Here is a 15,843-nt window from a genome sequence, read left to right as displayed (position 1 = left end):
TGAAAAGCCTTTGAAATGTTGTGCCAATACAATCAAAAAAACAACTCTTCTTGAAAAATAAGGCCCTACTGTAACGTTTGGCATAAATACCTCTCCTTAAGGAAATCGAGTGCCCTCCTATGATGAAAAAACTACTTTGTATCGGTATGTTCGCGGCTTGGTCTTTGACCTATGCACAGCAAAAAATCAGCGAGTTCAGTTTCGAATTCGAAAACCAGACCCTACACGGGGTGTTGACACAACCCGAGCAACCGCCAAAAGGGGTGGTCTTGGTCGTACACGGTTCTGGCCGCACGAATGCCGTAGCCCAAAACTGGCATGGTGATGTTCGCCAAGCCCTTACCCAAGCTGGATACGCGACTTATATGTATGACAAACAAGGATGTGGGAAAAGTGAAGGTACCTTCGACTACAACCAACCAGTACGAAACAGTGCCGAGGAAGTACTCGCGGCTATACAAGCGCTTAAAACCAAAGATATCGCTGGTGCCCATACGATCGGGCTTTGGGGTATCAGCCGAGCCGGTTGGATCAACCCACTGGTCATCAATACCCGAAAGGATATCAAATTTTGGATTTCGGTTTCCGGGGTATACGCTCGAGAAAACTTCAATTATCTCTTGCAAGAAAATCTTTTACTTGGGGGTATGCCGAAAGATTCGGTAGATCTAATCGTCGAAGAATGGGCCGAAGGCAATAGGATCGTGCACTCCGGGGGTAGTTTTGAGGCGGCCCAGGCCGCGACCCAAAACCTCCGAAAGACCTCTTTTTTAAAACGTTTCAATAACTATCGCGAAACCACCAAGTCAGACTATGAAGCGTACCAACCCCGCTTTATGAACGAAGCGTTTGATCCGGTCACGGGGCAACAGATCTACCTCGCCGATTTCGAAAGTACCCTATCACAAATCGAATGCCCGGTTTTGGCGATTTTTGGGGGAAAGGACAAAAACGTGGAATGGCGAAGGACGAAAAGGATTTACGAAGAGACCCTCGGACCCCAAGGAAAATTGACCTTGATCACCTATCCGGAAGCCAACCACAACCTTTTCATTTGCGAAACCGGAGGCTTTTTCGAGTTCCAAGACAACGAGCTGCCCTACATCCGACCCGAAGGGTATTTAGACGCCATGAAAAATTGGTTGGAAGGCTTGGACCCTTAACCGGAAACTGTGATTCCTTCGTACCTTTAAGGTAGCAATGAAAGCGGCACGATATACTTCATATGGAGCTCCCGAAGTGGTCAAGATCACCGACATGGACAAGCCCCGACCCAAACCCGATGAAGTTCTGGTCAAAGTCTTGGCCACCACGGTCACATCAGGGGATTGCCGATTAAGGGCTTCCGATTTTCCTCCTTTGTTTTGGTTACCGGCCCGATTGTTATTCGGCTTGTTCAAACCCAAAAAACAAATCCTCGGCCATGAATTCGTCGGCAGGATCGAAGCGATCGGGAATCGCGTGACTTCGATACGGACCGGCGATCATGTCTTGGGTACCACGACCATGCTACCGACCGGAGCACATGCCGAATACGTCTGCGTACCCCAAACATGGAAACACGGGGTTCTTGAAGTGATCCCTGCGGCGATGGCCCAAAAAGAGATCGCCGCCCTTCCTATCGGGGCGATGACCGCGTTTTTTCTTTTGGATAAGGCAGGCCTTGCCAAAGACCAAAACCTTTTGGTCTATGGAGCCTCGGGAAGTGTCGGCAGCTATGCCGTTCAATTGGGCAAAAATTCAGGGGCCAAGGTTACAGCTGTTTGCAGTCGACCTAATTTCGATATGGTAAAGTCCCTAGGGGCGGATCATGTAATCGATTATACGGAAACCAAGTACCATAAAGGGGAGACAGCTTATGATGTCATCTTTGACGCCGTTGGCAAAACTTCCAAAAAATTGGCGAAAAAAGTGTTGCGACCCGAAGGGAACTTCGTTTCGGTAAACATGATCACCCAAGAGAAATCCGCACAATTGAAAACAGTAATCGCCCTTTACCAATCCGGGAAACTGACCTCTTACATTGACCGGGAGTTCGATCTCAATGATATCGTCAAGGCCCATCACTATGTGGATTCGGGGCGTAAAAAGGGCAATATATTGGTCACCTTTTCCTAAGGTGTGATGCAATAGTCTCGCACTGACCTTACGCACGGGAGTTGGATCTTGTCTAACGTTCAGCTTTGGGTAAGAATCCTTAATTTAGGAGGTAAATCAACCGACCGGTGAAGGCTTTGTACTACATAGGCGCCCTACTGCTCTTGATTCCTTTCGGGGTTCATGGGCAAAACAAAAGGCTCGATAGCTTGCAAAACGGTTTTGGAAATACCCAGCTATCCGATTCGATACGCTTCCATTACGGAATCACCTTGGCGCAAGCGCAATTAGGTGCCAGTGCGGAAACCTCAAGACAAACCGGTCATGACGTATTGAATTTCGCCGAGCAGGTCGGAAACAAAGCCTGGGAAGCCAAAACCTTAAAATGGATCGGTATAACCCATGCCGAACAAGGGCAATACCAAAAGGCGCATGAATACTTTTTCCGCAACCATGACATGGTCAAAGCCCTTGGCCTGAAAAAAGAGGTCGCCATTATTTTGGGCAATATCGGAACGGTATATTACGAATTGGGCAACTATCCGCAGGCACAGGATTACCTCCTACAATCTTTGAAACAGGCTGAGGCCTTAGAAGATAAGATCACCATTTCGCGGGCCTTGAACAATTTGGGAAATGTGCATTCCGACTGGAAAAACTTAAAACGTGCCTTGGGGTATTACCAAAGAAGCCTTGAAATCAAGGAGTCGCTGGGTATGAAGAACAGCTTGCAATTGGTCTACAACAATATCGGATTGATCCAGGCGCAGTTGGGGAACGTCAAACAGGCTATCGATGATTTCGAAAAAAGTGTGGCCCTATCGCTGGAGCTGGGTGATTTGAAATCAGAGTCTCGTGGCTACAGTAACCTCGGTGCCCAATATTCACAATTGGGGGATTTCGATAAGGCCTTGGAATTCATGAATAAAGGTTTACAGATCAAAAAGGTGATGAAAGATGACGATGGCCTGACCTCGGCCTACATCTACCGAGGGAACAACTTCTTGGCCATGGGGCGTTTTGTGGAAGCCCGTATCGATTGCCAAAAAGGATTGGACATGGCCGTGAACTCAGGTGCCATCAATTCGCAAAAAATGGCATGTAACTGCTTGGGTAGGGCGTATGAGGGCCTTGGCGACTACCGTAGGTCATTGTCATACAACCAACGATTCGCGACCCTAAAAGACTCCTTGTTCAACATTGAACGTAGCCAAGAAATGACGCGGGCCGAGATGACCTACGAATTTGAAAAGCAACAACTGGCTGATAGCATCCAGTTCCATAAACAACAAACCGAGCAAAAGGTTGCCTATGAACGTCAGCTGAACAAGCAGAACACCAAATTCTATCTTTTATTAATGGTCAGTTTGGGAGTCATCGGGTTCATGACCTTTCTCTATTACAAATACCGGCAGAACCTGAAATTAAAGAAGGTAGAGAACCGTCTTTTGAATACCGAGATCGAATACAAGAAAAAAGACCTGACGACTATGGCGGTCAACATTTCGAACAATCAAGAATGGGCCGAATCATTGGGTGAACGGTTGAATACGCTGAAGGCGGCCACCGGGCGAAAACGTGTTAAGGAATTGGAACTTCTTGAAGCTGACATCAAGAACAAGATCTGGGTCAATAAAGACAGCGATGCCTTTCACCATAAAATCGATGAACTCAGCAGTTCGTTTTATGCGCGTTTGAACGAACAGTTCGAAGGCTTGACGAAAACCGAGGTTCGTCTCTGCTCGTTTATTAAATTGGACCTCAACACCAAACAGATCGCCACCCTTCAAAACATCAATCCAGCATCGGTGAAAATGAGTCGAAATCGACTAAGAAAGAAGCTCAACCTAAGTCCCGAAGACGATTTAACAACATTTTTACGCAACTTCTAGCGAATTTTGCAATAGTTTGATTTTAAGCACTTTACCGCGCTAAAAATAGCGTTTGTAACCCATTTGTAAACCCCATCCTTCCTGATGGTAACCCTTTTGTAAACCTTCTATATACTGAAGGAACCTGACTTACCGCCTAGGTTTGCCCTGAATTTAAAATCACAACATCATGAGAAAAATTGTAATGTTCACGTATTCGATCGTGGCTTATTTGATCGCCTTCGGTTCCATCTTGTTTTGGATCGCATCAGTGGGCAACCTGATTCCTGAAATCGGAATCGACCAAGAACCCAAAATGTCCGTAATCTGGGCATTGATGAACAATTTCCTATTGATCGCCCTATTCGGTGTACAACACAGCATCATGGCCAGGAAATGGTTCAAGTCCCTTTTTTACCGGTATTTTCCGAAACCCATTGAACGCAGCACCTTCGTTTTGATCTCGGGTATCCTCCTGTTCAATTTGGTGTACAACTGGCAACCGATCGGCGGGCAGCTATGGGCAATTGCACCGGATAGTATTTGGTATACCCTTATTTACGTGCTTTTCTTCGTCGGTTGGGCGATTTTGTTCATCAGCTCGTTCTTGATCAACCATTTCGACCTGTTCGGCCTACGCCAGACCTTTTTGGAGTTAATGGGGAAACCCTATACCCAATTGCAGTTTAGGATTACCTTATTCTACGATTACGTCAGGCATCCGCTGTACTTCGGAATGCTCTTGGGTATGTGGGCCACACCGACCATGACGGTAACCCATTTGGTCTTTGCGATAGCCATTACGGCCTATGTCATCATCGGCACCTTGTTCGAAGAGAAAGACCTGGTCGACGAGTTCGGTGATACCTACAAGGCCTATCAAGCTAAAAAACCGATGCTGGTACCTTTTACGAAATTCAAGAAAGGTACTGCTAGAAAATCGACCCTGCCAAAAGGTGTCTAAGAACAATAATATCATCAAAAAACGATCTAATCAATCAAAACATGAAATCAAGAACCACATACAAGAGACCTTTTTTCTTTGGATGGTACGCCATTCAGGCAACTGATCCCGAGCGCCCGAAAGAGAATACCAAAAAAAGCGGTTACTCGGATCGCCAGATCTGTCTTTCCTGTAACCGATAACAGCTATCCCCGGCCAAAGGGCATCCAAAAGATGCCCTTTTTCATTTCCGGTCTTCCATACGAAGTCCAAGAAACAGCCTTCCCTTAAGCCATTGCTGTAAAAGAAAAGGGTTATTTTTAGTCCAAACATCAAGGAAATAGTATGGGGGCTCGTTTACCTGACATGCATTTTGATGCAATCGTCATCGGGGTCGGCAGCATGGGTTCATCGGCCTGTTACCATTTGGCAAAACAGGGGCATAAGGTGTTGGGGTTAGAGCAGTTCGACATCACCCATCCATGGGGATCGCACGCTGGGCAGACCCGCATCATAAGAAAGGCCTATGGGGAAGCCACCGTTTATGTCCCCCTTTTGGAAAGGGCCTATCAAAACTGGGCCGACTTGGAAGCCGAGACCGGCACCCAGGTATTCTTTAGATCGGGCATGGTGTATTTCGGCACCCCTGGGAGTTCGTTTTTACAAACCGTCAAAGCATCTTCCGAAGCCTACGACATCCCCATTAACGAACTCAGTGCACAAGCCTGTAGCGAGAAATATCCTCAATTTCGCTTACCCCATGATTTTGAACGTCTTGAAGAGCCGGATGCCGGTTTCCTGACACCGGAACGCTGTATCCTGTTATACGCACAGCAAGCCCTGTTCCATGGTGCGGTCATCAAAACCAATGAAAAAGTGGTCCATTGGTACCGTGAAGAAGAAAGCATCATCGTTACCACGGACCGCAGCACGTACACGGCCGATAAATTGGTGATCACCGCAGGCCCTTGGGCGGCAAAATTGGCCCCGGGCCTCGCCCCCAAAGTGAGTGTCACCAGACAACCATTGGCCTGGGTACAGCCGAAAAAATGGCCAGTTTTCGATCATTCGGTATTTCCGTGTTGGTTGATCCGCAATGGCGATCGTGACTTTTACGGATTCCCCATTGTCCCTGCTGGGCAATTCGGGGGGCCTTTGGGTTTGAAATTGGGTATGCACCATCCTGGTGGGGAGGTTACCGACCCTGATAAGGTCGACCGATCGACCCGGGCACAAGATGAAAACGCCTTGATCGAATTTTTGGATGCGTTCTTGCCCGATGGCTATAACCGTACCTTGGTCATGAAGACCTGCCTGTACACCAAAACCCAAGACGAGCACTTTATCGTTGATTTTATTCCCGGATATGATGAAAAAGTAGTGATCGCCACCGGATTCAGTGGACATGGATTCAAATTCGCTAGTGTTATCGGCGAAATAGTAGCCGATTTGGCAAGTCGGGGAAGTACCGAACTACCAATTGGGTTTTTACAGGCCGATCGGTTTTAACAAGGACCTTCTTCGCATCCCTGTCTATACCAAAAAACACCCCGACCGAAAACGGAAGGGGTGCCTTCATCTGGATGGTTGGTTTATGCTTCTACAGCGGCATTCCAAATACCGGTCTTGGCGGTGGTTTTGACATACTGCAGAAAATCGATAGGGGGCCGGCCCAATAGCCGTTCGATATCTTGGGTAACGACTTGGTTCGAAGGATTGTCCAATACCTCGGTAAAAAGATATTCCATCAACCAAACCACGTCGGCCGGCACGCCTTGCGCGGTCAAGGCTTCGACAAATGCCTGCAAACTAATTGGAACGAACTTCAAATCGCGACCCGTTTCGGTTGCAATCGCCGCAACGATCTCTTCAAAGTTCCACAAGCGCGGACCTGTCAATTCATAAATCCGCCCTTGATGGCCTTCATTCAGCAACAAGTTCACCGCAACATCGGCCAAATCATCGGCATCGACATAGGGAGCTCCCAAATGGGAAAAAGGTAGGGCAACTACCCCGCTTTGTATCGGGGGCAGAAAAAAGCTTTCGCTAAAATTCTGATTGAACCAACTGGCCCGGATGACGGTGCTGTCGATCCCTGATCCCAATACGATTTGCTCACAGCGTTCCGCTTCAACTTCACCTTTGCCCGATAACAGGACCAATTTTTTAACCCCTTGTGCCTTGGCGACTTTTGTAAGCGCTGCTACCGCTTCCTTTGCCCCTGGCACAGCTAAGTCAGGTTGATAGGTGATGTAAACGCTTTCGATCCCTTCAAGTACCTTCGGCCAAGCCGCAGGCTGGCCCCAGTCGAATGCCGGGTGCGCGCTTCTGGAACCGATCCTTACATGGTGGCCTAGTTTCTCAAGACGTTCTACGATTCTTTTTCCGGTTTTTCCGGTTCCACCTAATACCAATACGTTTTTTTTCATGATGTTTAGAATTTTGATGTTTATACTTATTTGTTGATTCCTGCGATAAGGAGCATTGAAAAAGCGATGATGGCCGATAGGATCCGAAGGATATGGAACCGGTTCCAAGGCTGTTCGAACCGCTCACGCAATTGTCGCAATTCGAGGGTTGTACTTTGCGCCAAATCGGCATTGTCGAGCAAACGATTCAATGGCACGTTGCCGAAAACCGTTACCAACACGACCCCGATAAAATAGATTCCGATGGCCAAGCTGACCAACCTAAAATGCTCTGGTGATATGGCTTTGTTTGAAATGATGGCGGCTATCCCCACCAAAAACGATCCAAAAAAGACCATAAAGAACATCGGGTTTTCAATACTTCTGTTCATTTTCTGAAAGGCCTGCAGGTACCCGAGGTCCTCCAATTGTCCAATACCAGGGGTAACGGCGTTTCCCCAGGTGAAACATAGCCCTGCTGTAAGCCCAATTAATAGTGTTGCCGCGAATAGGGTTAGATTGCTTGCTGTTACTTCCATGATGCTTCATTTTGATTGATTCATAAACTTCTGTGTACGACTTCTCACCTTGACATGCCAATACAATAGGGTCGTTAAGACGAATTCAAGACCAATGGCCCAAAAGCCCGGATCGGAGAAAAAGGCAAGGTGGCTCCCTCCTTGTGGTACGACCAATAGAGGCACGGTCACCAAGGCATCGAGCAAGGCGGCCATCCCGAAAAAGAACAGGCCGGCCTGTAAGCCGTGGGTAGTACGACCATTTCGGTAATACAGCCAAGATCCGAACCAAACGATAGGGCCTATGGCTAAGAACAATACGAGATTGGCCTGTAATTGGGAGTCGTCAAGTACCGGCACAAAAAAGGATACCGTAAAAGAGAGCACCCCCAAGGTCCAGATGGTGACTGCGATGAGTATCGATTTTAATAGTTTCATGATGTTTGTATTTTGATTACAGCACAAAACTAGGACCCGTCTAAAACCGCGGCTTGTTCAAAAAGGAGGATGATTTGTTCGAAAAGGAGCAGTTATCGCAAGTATTTGTATATCAGATAATTCAAACCTTGACATCGCTCGGTCGGAAACCGAATTTTTTATGGAAAGCGTTTGAAAACGAACTTAAACTATCATAGCCCACGTGCCACGCCGCTTCCTGTACGGTGGCTTCGTTCCTTCGAATCAGATCATGGGCTTTCACCATGCGTTCGTTTTGCAGGTATTTAAAAACAGGGACCCCGAACATGGCCTTAAAGTCCTTTTTCAATTGAAAAGTGTTCAATCCGATTAGGCGCGAGAGTTCAGCCAACGAAGGGGGTGTCTCCAAATTGTTCGAGAGGATCTCTTTGGCATGGTATAGTTTTTCACGTTCCCCGGTTTTGATATCCTGGGTTTCCAAGGTAGACAACTGCCAGAAGAAATGGGATAGCAAAGCAGTGACCTGACTTCTAAAGAACATCATCTTGGCCTTTCCTTCATACCTATTGGCAAAAATATTGTCGACGATCTGTTCCATCTCAGGGGTCATGAAAAACCGCGGCCCTTCTACATAGGGTGCCTTCGGCCGCACCAATTGGTCTAAAAGATCGGTAAACAATTCGCCTTCCCCATTGGGCAGGTTTTGAAGGTTGCGGGGCGCCGTAGCGATCAAAACACATTGCAAGGGCTTATCAGGGGCAACGGTATGTACACAATCAACAGTGGTATCGGCATAAAACGAAATGGCCAATCCCTTGGTATGCTCATAAGCGTTCTTTTGTCCGGCATAATCCATACTCAAATGCACATTGCCCGAGCCATAAAAAGCCACTGCGATCAGAGGTTCGTCAAAACGACACGAATCGATGATTACCTTGTCGGAATCTGCCTGTTCGATCAAGACAATGAACTCGTTGATATTGAGGACGTCGCGTACCATACGAAAGTTAAGTTACTGAAATTCGGCCGCGCCGCAAAGCATTCCCGCATTTGTGGCCGACCACAGACCAAAAATAAAGGAATCCAAACCATTGACACAATTCCACACTTCTTCACTCGATAGATCAACTACCTTTTAATCAATGATTTAACATATAACAACCACAACCTTTTATGAAGAAATACAAAAGCCTACACCTTTGGATGCTGCTTCCGATGGTGTTCATGCAATTCGGCATCTTTAGGGACTATTGGGGAGATTTTACCGACAACGCTTGGTCGGTACATGTGCACTATTGGAGTGGAACGATTTGGTACCTCTATTTGATCATCCAACCGTATTTAGCGACCCATGGCCAACTGGCCAGACATCGAACCAACGGTATCATCGGCATGTTCCTTGCCGGTGGGGTATGCATAACCGCTTTTAGCATGATGCACCGCGACATTGTTTCGGCCGATCGTTCGGCTGAGTTCAGGGATCTTTTTGGCCCTTTTGAGCCGTGGTTCTTCATCGGGGTGGCCGCAGTGGAAATCCCCATGATCTTGGCGTTCGGTTACGCCGTGATCCAAAGCATCATCGAAAGGAAAAACATGGAAAATCACGCGTGGTGGTTGATCAGTACGGTTTTTATCATCATGATGCCGGCCCTGGGGCGCGGCATCCAGGGTATCGCTATTGTCATGAACATCGATGATTGGCCCGATATCGAGATTATGGGTCCGGTATATTTCACCCAAGGCTTGATCATCGCCATGGTCCTTTTGGCGGCCTTGAAATATCAAAAGCTAAAACATCCGGCTACCTGGCTTGCCGTCGGAATCAATATCTACGCTTGTTTCATCGAACTGCTGGGGCGATCTGAAACCATTGAATATCTCATCCGAACCCTGATCAAGGGCTAAAAACAAATACCTATGAAACCACAGGCTATTTCCCGTTCCGTTATTCTGACCCTAAGCGGTCTATGTGCCACCATCCTGCTGATGACCTGCAGCCCGAATACCGTGGACCCAAAAAACCACGGCACCAAAGTGTTGGATGCCTTCAACCGCAGCGTTTTCGAAATGGCAGTGGCCGAAGATGGGCTGTTAACCTTAAAAGGCCTTCGCACCGCAGCCATGATGCATGTGGCCGCCCACGATGCTTTGAACAGCATCGCTCCCGTTTATACCCCCTACACTTTTGAGTCGGCCAGTTCCGCGAGCTTACCAGAGCTTTCGGTGGCTTATGCCATGCATACCGTGGCTGTAGGGCAATATCCTGATCAAAAGTCAGTGCTTGACAGTTTGTTGGGGCAATGGACCACCGAAATCCCCGAATCCCAAATCACCCAGGCCAAGGCCTTAGGTGAAGCGGCTGCCAGCGCCATAATCGATTTACGTCAAGATGATGGTTGGAACGGCGAAGCCGAATACACCTGGCACCCTATGGCACCTGGCGTTTACGCCGAATTCAACGAACATAGTGGAACCCCCGAGGGTTTTGTGTTCGGTGCAGGCTGGGCCCAAGCCAAAACGTTCTTGCTCCAAAAAGCAGATCAGTTTCGGTCACCCCCACCGCCGGACATCCAAAGTGCGGCTTATGCCACGGCATTTGATGAGGTGAAATCCTTTGGGTCTGAAAACAGTGAAGTGCGAAGCCAAGACCAACGGCATTTGGCTTTATGGTGGAAAGACTTCGTCGAAAACTCCCATAACCGACTGGCCCGCCAACTTATCGTCCAGGAAACCTTAGATCTTTGGCAGGCCGCGCGTGTCTACGCCCTGCTCAACATGACGGTTTACGATGCGTATATCAACGTCTTTGACAACAAGTTCCACTACAATCATTGGCGGCCTTATACGGCGATACGATGGGCGGAACACGATGGCAACGATGCTACTGAAGCAGATCCCGATTGGAACAATCTACATCAGCACACCTATGCCTTTCCTTCGTATCCGTCAGCACATGGCACGGCCAGTTCAGCTGCTATGACGGTGCTAGCAGCGACCTTGGGCACCGGTGACACCTATGGGTTTACCATGGTTACGGAAACCGTTGATAGTTCTGGCCCTTTCTCTCCAACCCTATATATGGATCCACCGACCCGTTCCTTTGATAGTTTTTCACAAGCAGGCTACGAGGCCGCCATCTCAAGGGTCTACCTGGGCATCCATTTTCGCTATGATTCCGAAGAAGGGCATCGTCTTGGCAATACCATCGGCGCCTATGCGAACTCCAATTACTTGCTCCCTATTCATGAATAGATTTGATTTCTAAGGCAAGCGCAGTACTTTTAGGTACGTTTCTGGAGTATGCAAAAGAACCACTTCGTTTTCGCCGATCTTTCGACCTACGACCTCGACACTGCCCGTTCGTTTTACGCCGCGGTCTTTGATTGGGATTACCGATCCGAAGACGGCAGCTATTTCGCGGCCATGCATCAAGGACAAACCATAGCCGGATTGTACGAGACCCCGCAAAGGTTCAAAGACATGAACATGCCCTCCTTTTGGATGTCGTATATCGAAGTCGAAAGCGTAACGGCAAGCGTGGCCTTGGCAAAAGATTCAGGAGGAATCGTTGAGTTGGTCGAATTGGACAATCCTACAGGCAAGATCGCCTTGATACGAGATCCGCTTGGCGCGGGCTTCACCATTTATGAAGGCAACCAGCTTCACTCTCGGTATACCGACAGCCCCAATGCTTTGGTATGGAACGCCCTCTTCATTTCCGATATCGCCAAAGTCAAACCTTTCTATGAGACCTTGTTTTCCTGGTCGATCGAACCTACGGCACTGACCGGGGAATTCGATATTATCGATATTAGGCATCAACGGATCGGGTCGGTTTATGAAGTAGCGAACCGCATCAAAGGCAAGTATGAATATTGGGGTGTTTACTTTGCTTCAAATGATCTTCCTAGGCTAAAAAAAGCGGTCCTAGCCAACGAGGGTAGTGTCGTTTATGAAGACGGTTCGACCAAAGTCTATAGTGATCCCTTCGGGGCCTTTTTCCACATCGTACCCATATCGAGACCGGTTAAATCAGCCGATAAGGCGATGGTCAATCCTAAAATAAAGTGGAAGGCCATTATCGGATTGCTGTTGATCTTGACCGGGATCGTTGGGGATTGGACTTGGCTTTGGAGCCTATTTTTCACGTTTTGGGTCGTTCAAGATTTGAAGTCTGGCCAAACCTACCTGATGGAAACCGTTTCGCGCACCCAAAATCCGATACTGTATTGGGTCATTTTACTCGTTTGGATGGTTTTCATCATCTTTGGACTAGTACCTTTGTTTACCTAATGCCCATTTAAACACGGAATAACTTACCTTCAACCTATGAGAAATCCAACGCCCCTATGGAAGCTTATCAGAAGATGGATGTTCGTTTTCCCAGTAGTTTTGGTCTGGAACGCCTGCGGTAATGATGAACCCGATACCGACAACGAAGCAGCGGTCCTCAACCCGTCTTCGCGATTTTCGAGCTGTAATGCCGCCCTTTCGGAATGCACCAATGGTAATGGGAATTATTGCCTTTTCGGATTCAAATGGGGCGAAAACCCGCTGTTTTCCCCAGCAGGATACAACAGCCAAGGCCCGGAAACGGCAGGGGGCACGCTAAGCTTTAGTTTTCAAGAAGAAAATGGGATGATCGACACCCATGCCCAAATCGATCTGCCTAGCGAATCATTCGCGACCTTGCCGAGCTGCGCCAAATCGGAAATCCGTAGGGCACTTCAGGCTTGGGCCACGGTTACGAATATCGAATTTCAAGAACTTCCGGAAAACAGTACGGCCGATATCCGCTTTTTCGTAGCCGACATCCGTCAAGGGGGGATCGGTTATCCGAATTATCCCTCAGCACCTTGCACGGCTTTTTCAGGAATTGTGGTCATCCAATCCGGTTTGGCTTTTGACGATTGTACGACCTTCGGTGATTTCATTATCCATGAGACCGGTCATGTATTGGGGCTTGGCCATGTCGAGTCGAACAATATCATGAATCCTGATTTCCTATCATTGGGCATCTCCGGTTTGCAAGATGGTGACATCAGGGGTATCCATGAGCTCTATGGCCAATAAGCTTGGATTAAGCCGCGTGATTGGCCACTACGAAATCGCCCCACTCGGCGACGGATTTCAAGATGGGAATCAAGGTTTCCCCGAATTCGGTCAAGGCATACTCCACTTTCAAAGGTGGTTTTGAAGTGAATACTTTTTTCGAAATGACCCCATCGTTGGCCAATTGTTGCAATTGTAGGCTCAAAGTGCGTTCGGTCACCCCGAACATTTTCTTGCGCAACTCATGGTAACGCAGCGGTCCATCGATCAAATAGAACAAAATCACCGTTTTCCACTTACCACCGATGATCCCCATGGTGACGCTCGTACAACACGGGTATGATTTGCCTTTTACCTGATACATGATTGAATTGTTAAAGTTGGAACTATCCTTTTTGACCGTTATTGCAAAGCTAATCCGCCCCGCCTACATTTGCAACTATAAAAAGTATAGTTTAATTACAATCCTATGTATTATTCCGTTTTAGACGTTACCCCAACCGATGACAGTTGGATCCCTGAATACCTACCCGCTGCCAACCGCCTGGTCAAAAAGCATGGTGGCCGCTATTTGGCGCGAACGGCTTCGGATGAGCAACTCGAAGGCCTCCAGAGCACCGCGGCCTTGCGCATTGTCTTGGAATGGCCTTCCAAAGCGGATGCCCTGGCCTTTATGGGTGATCCCGACTACGAAAAACACCTTGAGGCGCGTACCAAGGGATCGATCAGTCACCATTTTCTCATCGAGGGCAAAGACGACCTCGCTTAAACCCTAGGCATGAAAAAAAACATCCTCATCACTGGAAGTACGGATGGCATCGGCAAAATGGCCGCTATGAAACTGGCCAAGGCCGGGCATCACCTTTTTTTACACGGCCGGAATCCTGAAAAACTGGAAGCCACCATTGCTGACATCAGAAAAGAAGCCAATACCCGGGAGGTCTATGGGGCCGTGGCCGATTTCTCAGATCTCGATGTGGTGGCCCGTTTGGCTAAAAAAACCGACTTTGAGTTAGATCGGCTTGATGTGTTGATCAATAATGCCGGGGTCTTCCATAGCCACGAACGCACCAACATGGAGGGGCTCGACCTGCGATTCACCGTTAATTATCTCGCCCCTTATCTACTCACCCGTTCCTTGCTGCCTTTGTTGCGTAAAACCGCCTTGGCCCGGGTCGTCAACTTAAGCTCAGCGGCCCAAGCCCCGGTAGACATGCACGCTTTGGAAGGAAAAAACACACTATCGACCAATGAGGCTTATGCGCAGAGCAAATTGGCCTTGACCATGTGGAGTATGGATCTTGCCCAAAAAGAACATTCAATAAGGGTCACCGCGGTAAATCCGGGTTCCTTGTTGAATACCAAAATGGTTCAAGAGGCCTACGGCCAGCACTGGTCACCGGCATCCAAAGGGGCTGATCTACTCTACGATTTGGCGGTCTCTTCCGAATTTACCAACGAAACCGGGGGCTATTTCGACAACGACTCGGGTGATCCCCGTGGGCAGTTCGGCAAGGCACATACCGATGCCTATGACCCAACCAAAATCGACCGATTATTACAGACTACCGAACGCATCCTAGGCCCTAGAATCCAATGATATGGGTGTATTCGAAAACGTAATCCAAAAGAACCGACTTAGTCTGGGATTGGTATTTCCCATCGAATCCTATTCCGGTTCGCTGGCACGGATGGAAGGACAGGAAGAACTGGCGCAAAAAGCAGAGGCCTTGGGATTCAAAGCCTTGTGGTTTCGCGATGTCCCCTTTCACGATCCAACCTTTGGTGATGCCGGGCAATTATACGACCCTTGGGTCTACATGACCCATATCATGAACCATACTGAACGTATAGCCTTGGCCACGGGGAGTATCATTCTTCCCCTGCGGCATCCGGTGCATACCGCCAAAGCCCTGGCCAGTCTTCAAGTGCTATCAAAAGGCCGTCTCCTTTTAGGCATTGCCTCTGGGGATCGCCCAAGCGAATATCCGGCCTTCGGCAAAATTCTGGAAGACAAGGGGGCCCTGTTCCGAGATAGTTTCTCTTATCTAAAGGCGTTGCGGAATTCCTTCCCAAAATACGAGTCCCATACTTTCGGAAGTTTAACGGGAACGCTGGATCTCGTGCCGAACTATGGTGGACACACCCCCATGTTCGTTACCGGCCATTCGGGCCAAAACTTGGATTGGATCGCAGAACATGCCGACGGATGGTTGTACTACCCTAGGGACTTTGGGTATCTCAAACGAAGCATGCAAGATTGGCATGATAGCCTTGCGAAAATGGAACAACCTTGGAAACCCTACATGCAATCGCTGTACATCGACCTGGTCGATGATCCGAAAGCCTTACCCAAGCCCATCCATCTCGGGTTCCGATGCGGCAGTGAATTTTTAGTGGCTTATTTGAAAAACCTGGAACATCACGGCGTCAATCATGTCATCCTCAACTTGAAATACGGTTCTCGCCCAGCTAAAGAAGCAGTAGCCGCCCTTGGATCCGAAGTCTTGCCCGAGTTCCAATGACCCCCTCGCCGC

At 48.3% G+C, this 15,843-nt stretch carries 17 protein-coding genes; 12 read left to right on the top strand and 5 right to left on the bottom strand.

Translation table 11 applies throughout. The features are described from left to right. Positions 1 to 119: 119 nt before the first annotated feature. From ABV409_RS07030 to solA, 5 genes are all read left to right on the top strand, one after another. A complete protein-coding gene (locus tag ABV409_RS07030) occupies positions 120 to 1,163 on the top strand; it encodes an alpha/beta hydrolase family protein (RefSeq protein ID WP_353876841.1) in 1,044 nt (347 codons plus the stop codon). Between the two features lie 37 nt (positions 1,164 to 1,200). Further along, the gene (locus ABV409_RS07025) at positions 1,201 to 2,118 is read left to right on the top strand and encodes an NAD(P)-dependent alcohol dehydrogenase (RefSeq protein ID WP_353876840.1); all 918 of its coding nucleotides are present in this window, start codon (positions 1,201 to 1,203) and stop codon (positions 2,116 to 2,118) included. Positions 2,119 to 2,225: 107 nt separating this feature from the next. Then, entirely contained in the window at positions 2,226 to 3,989 is a 1,764-nt protein-coding gene (locus ABV409_RS07020; RefSeq protein ID WP_353876839.1) for a tetratricopeptide repeat protein, read from the top strand. A gap of 169 nt (positions 3,990 to 4,158) precedes the next feature. Then, positions 4,159 to 4,932 (top strand): methyltransferase family protein, encoded by a 774-nt coding sequence (locus ABV409_RS07015; RefSeq protein WP_353876838.1) that lies wholly within the window; start codon positions 4,159 to 4,161, stop codon positions 4,930 to 4,932. Between the two features lie 324 nt (positions 4,933 to 5,256). Continuing rightward, complete coding sequence (gene solA, locus ABV409_RS07010) at positions 5,257 to 6,420, top strand: N-methyl-L-tryptophan oxidase (RefSeq protein WP_353876837.1); 1,164 nt, start codon at positions 5,257 to 5,259, stop codon at positions 6,418 to 6,420. 83 nt (positions 6,421 to 6,503) lie between these two features. On the opposite strand, the gene ABV409_RS07005 is transcribed toward solA, so the two are convergent. The 4 genes from ABV409_RS07005 to ABV409_RS06990 form a co-directional block, all read right to left on the bottom strand. After that, positions 6,504 to 7,340: a Rossmann-fold NAD(P)-binding domain-containing protein gene (locus ABV409_RS07005; protein WP_353876836.1), complete on the bottom strand. Its 837-nt coding sequence runs from the start codon at positions 7,338 to 7,340 to the stop codon at positions 6,504 to 6,506. A gap of 26 nt (positions 7,341 to 7,366) precedes the next feature. Next, a complete protein-coding gene (locus ABV409_RS07000) occupies positions 7,367 to 7,858 on the bottom strand; it encodes an anthrone oxygenase family protein (RefSeq protein ID WP_353876835.1) in 492 nt (163 codons plus the stop codon). Between the two features lie 6 nt (positions 7,859 to 7,864). After that, positions 7,865 to 8,275: a DUF5367 family protein gene (locus ABV409_RS06995; RefSeq protein WP_353876834.1), complete on the bottom strand. Its 411-nt coding sequence runs from the start codon at positions 8,273 to 8,275 to the stop codon at positions 7,865 to 7,867. A gap of 121 nt (positions 8,276 to 8,396) precedes the next feature. Continuing rightward, the gene (locus ABV409_RS06990) at positions 8,397 to 9,254 is read right to left on the bottom strand and encodes a helix-turn-helix domain-containing protein (RefSeq protein WP_353876833.1); all 858 of its coding nucleotides are present in this window, start codon (positions 9,252 to 9,254) and stop codon (positions 8,397 to 8,399) included. Positions 9,255 to 9,427: 173 nt separating this feature from the next. Between ABV409_RS06990 and ABV409_RS06985 the strand changes: the two genes are divergently transcribed. From ABV409_RS06985 to ABV409_RS06970, 4 genes are read left to right on the top strand one after another with little or no spacing between them, the layout of a single operon-like run. After that, positions 9,428 to 10,159, top strand: coding sequence for a hypothetical protein (locus tag ABV409_RS06985; protein WP_353876832.1), 732 nt, complete (start codon positions 9,428 to 9,430; stop codon positions 10,157 to 10,159). Positions 10,160 to 10,171: 12 nt separating this feature from the next. Further along, a complete protein-coding gene (locus tag ABV409_RS06980) occupies positions 10,172 to 11,506 on the top strand; it encodes a vanadium-dependent haloperoxidase (RefSeq protein ID WP_353876831.1) in 1,335 nt (444 codons plus the stop codon). A 48-nt stretch (positions 11,507 to 11,554) separates the two neighbouring features. Beyond that, a complete protein-coding gene (locus tag ABV409_RS06975) occupies positions 11,555 to 12,547 on the top strand; it encodes a VOC family protein (RefSeq protein ID WP_353876830.1) in 993 nt (330 codons plus the stop codon). Positions 12,548 to 12,583: 36 nt separating this feature from the next. After that, positions 12,584 to 13,327, top strand: coding sequence for a matrixin family metalloprotease (locus tag ABV409_RS06970; RefSeq protein ID WP_353876829.1), 744 nt, complete (start codon positions 12,584 to 12,586; stop codon positions 13,325 to 13,327). A gap of 7 nt (positions 13,328 to 13,334) precedes the next feature. Here ABV409_RS06970 and ABV409_RS06965 read toward each other — a convergent pair whose 3' ends face one another. Beyond that, complete coding sequence (locus ABV409_RS06965; protein WP_353876828.1) at positions 13,335 to 13,670, bottom strand: winged helix-turn-helix transcriptional regulator; 336 nt, start codon at positions 13,668 to 13,670, stop codon at positions 13,335 to 13,337. 105 nt (positions 13,671 to 13,775) lie between these two features. Between ABV409_RS06965 and ABV409_RS06960 the strand changes: the two genes are divergently transcribed. From ABV409_RS06960 to ABV409_RS06950, 3 genes are read left to right on the top strand one after another with little or no spacing between them, the layout of a single operon-like run. Then, positions 13,776 to 14,075 (top strand): DUF1330 domain-containing protein, encoded by a 300-nt coding sequence (locus tag ABV409_RS06960; protein ID WP_353876827.1) that lies wholly within the window; start codon positions 13,776 to 13,778, stop codon positions 14,073 to 14,075. Positions 14,076 to 14,084: 9 nt separating this feature from the next. Beyond that, complete coding sequence (locus ABV409_RS06955) at positions 14,085 to 14,906, top strand: SDR family NAD(P)-dependent oxidoreductase (protein WP_353876826.1); 822 nt, start codon at positions 14,085 to 14,087, stop codon at positions 14,904 to 14,906. A 1-nt stretch (position 14,907) separates the two neighbouring features. Then, positions 14,908 to 15,831, top strand: a complete 924-nt coding sequence (locus ABV409_RS06950; RefSeq protein WP_353876825.1) for an LLM class oxidoreductase — start codon at positions 14,908 to 14,910, stop codon at positions 15,829 to 15,831. The last annotated feature ends 12 nt before the right edge of the window (positions 15,832 to 15,843 follow it).

The sequence above is a fragment of the Flagellimonas algarum genome, assembly GCF_040513375.1.
GTDB lineage: Bacteria > Bacteroidota > Bacteroidia > Flavobacteriales > Flavobacteriaceae > Flagellimonas_B > Flagellimonas_B algarum.
Note: the sequence above shows the minus strand (reverse complement) of the source record. Positions and strands in the feature narration are given on the sequence as shown.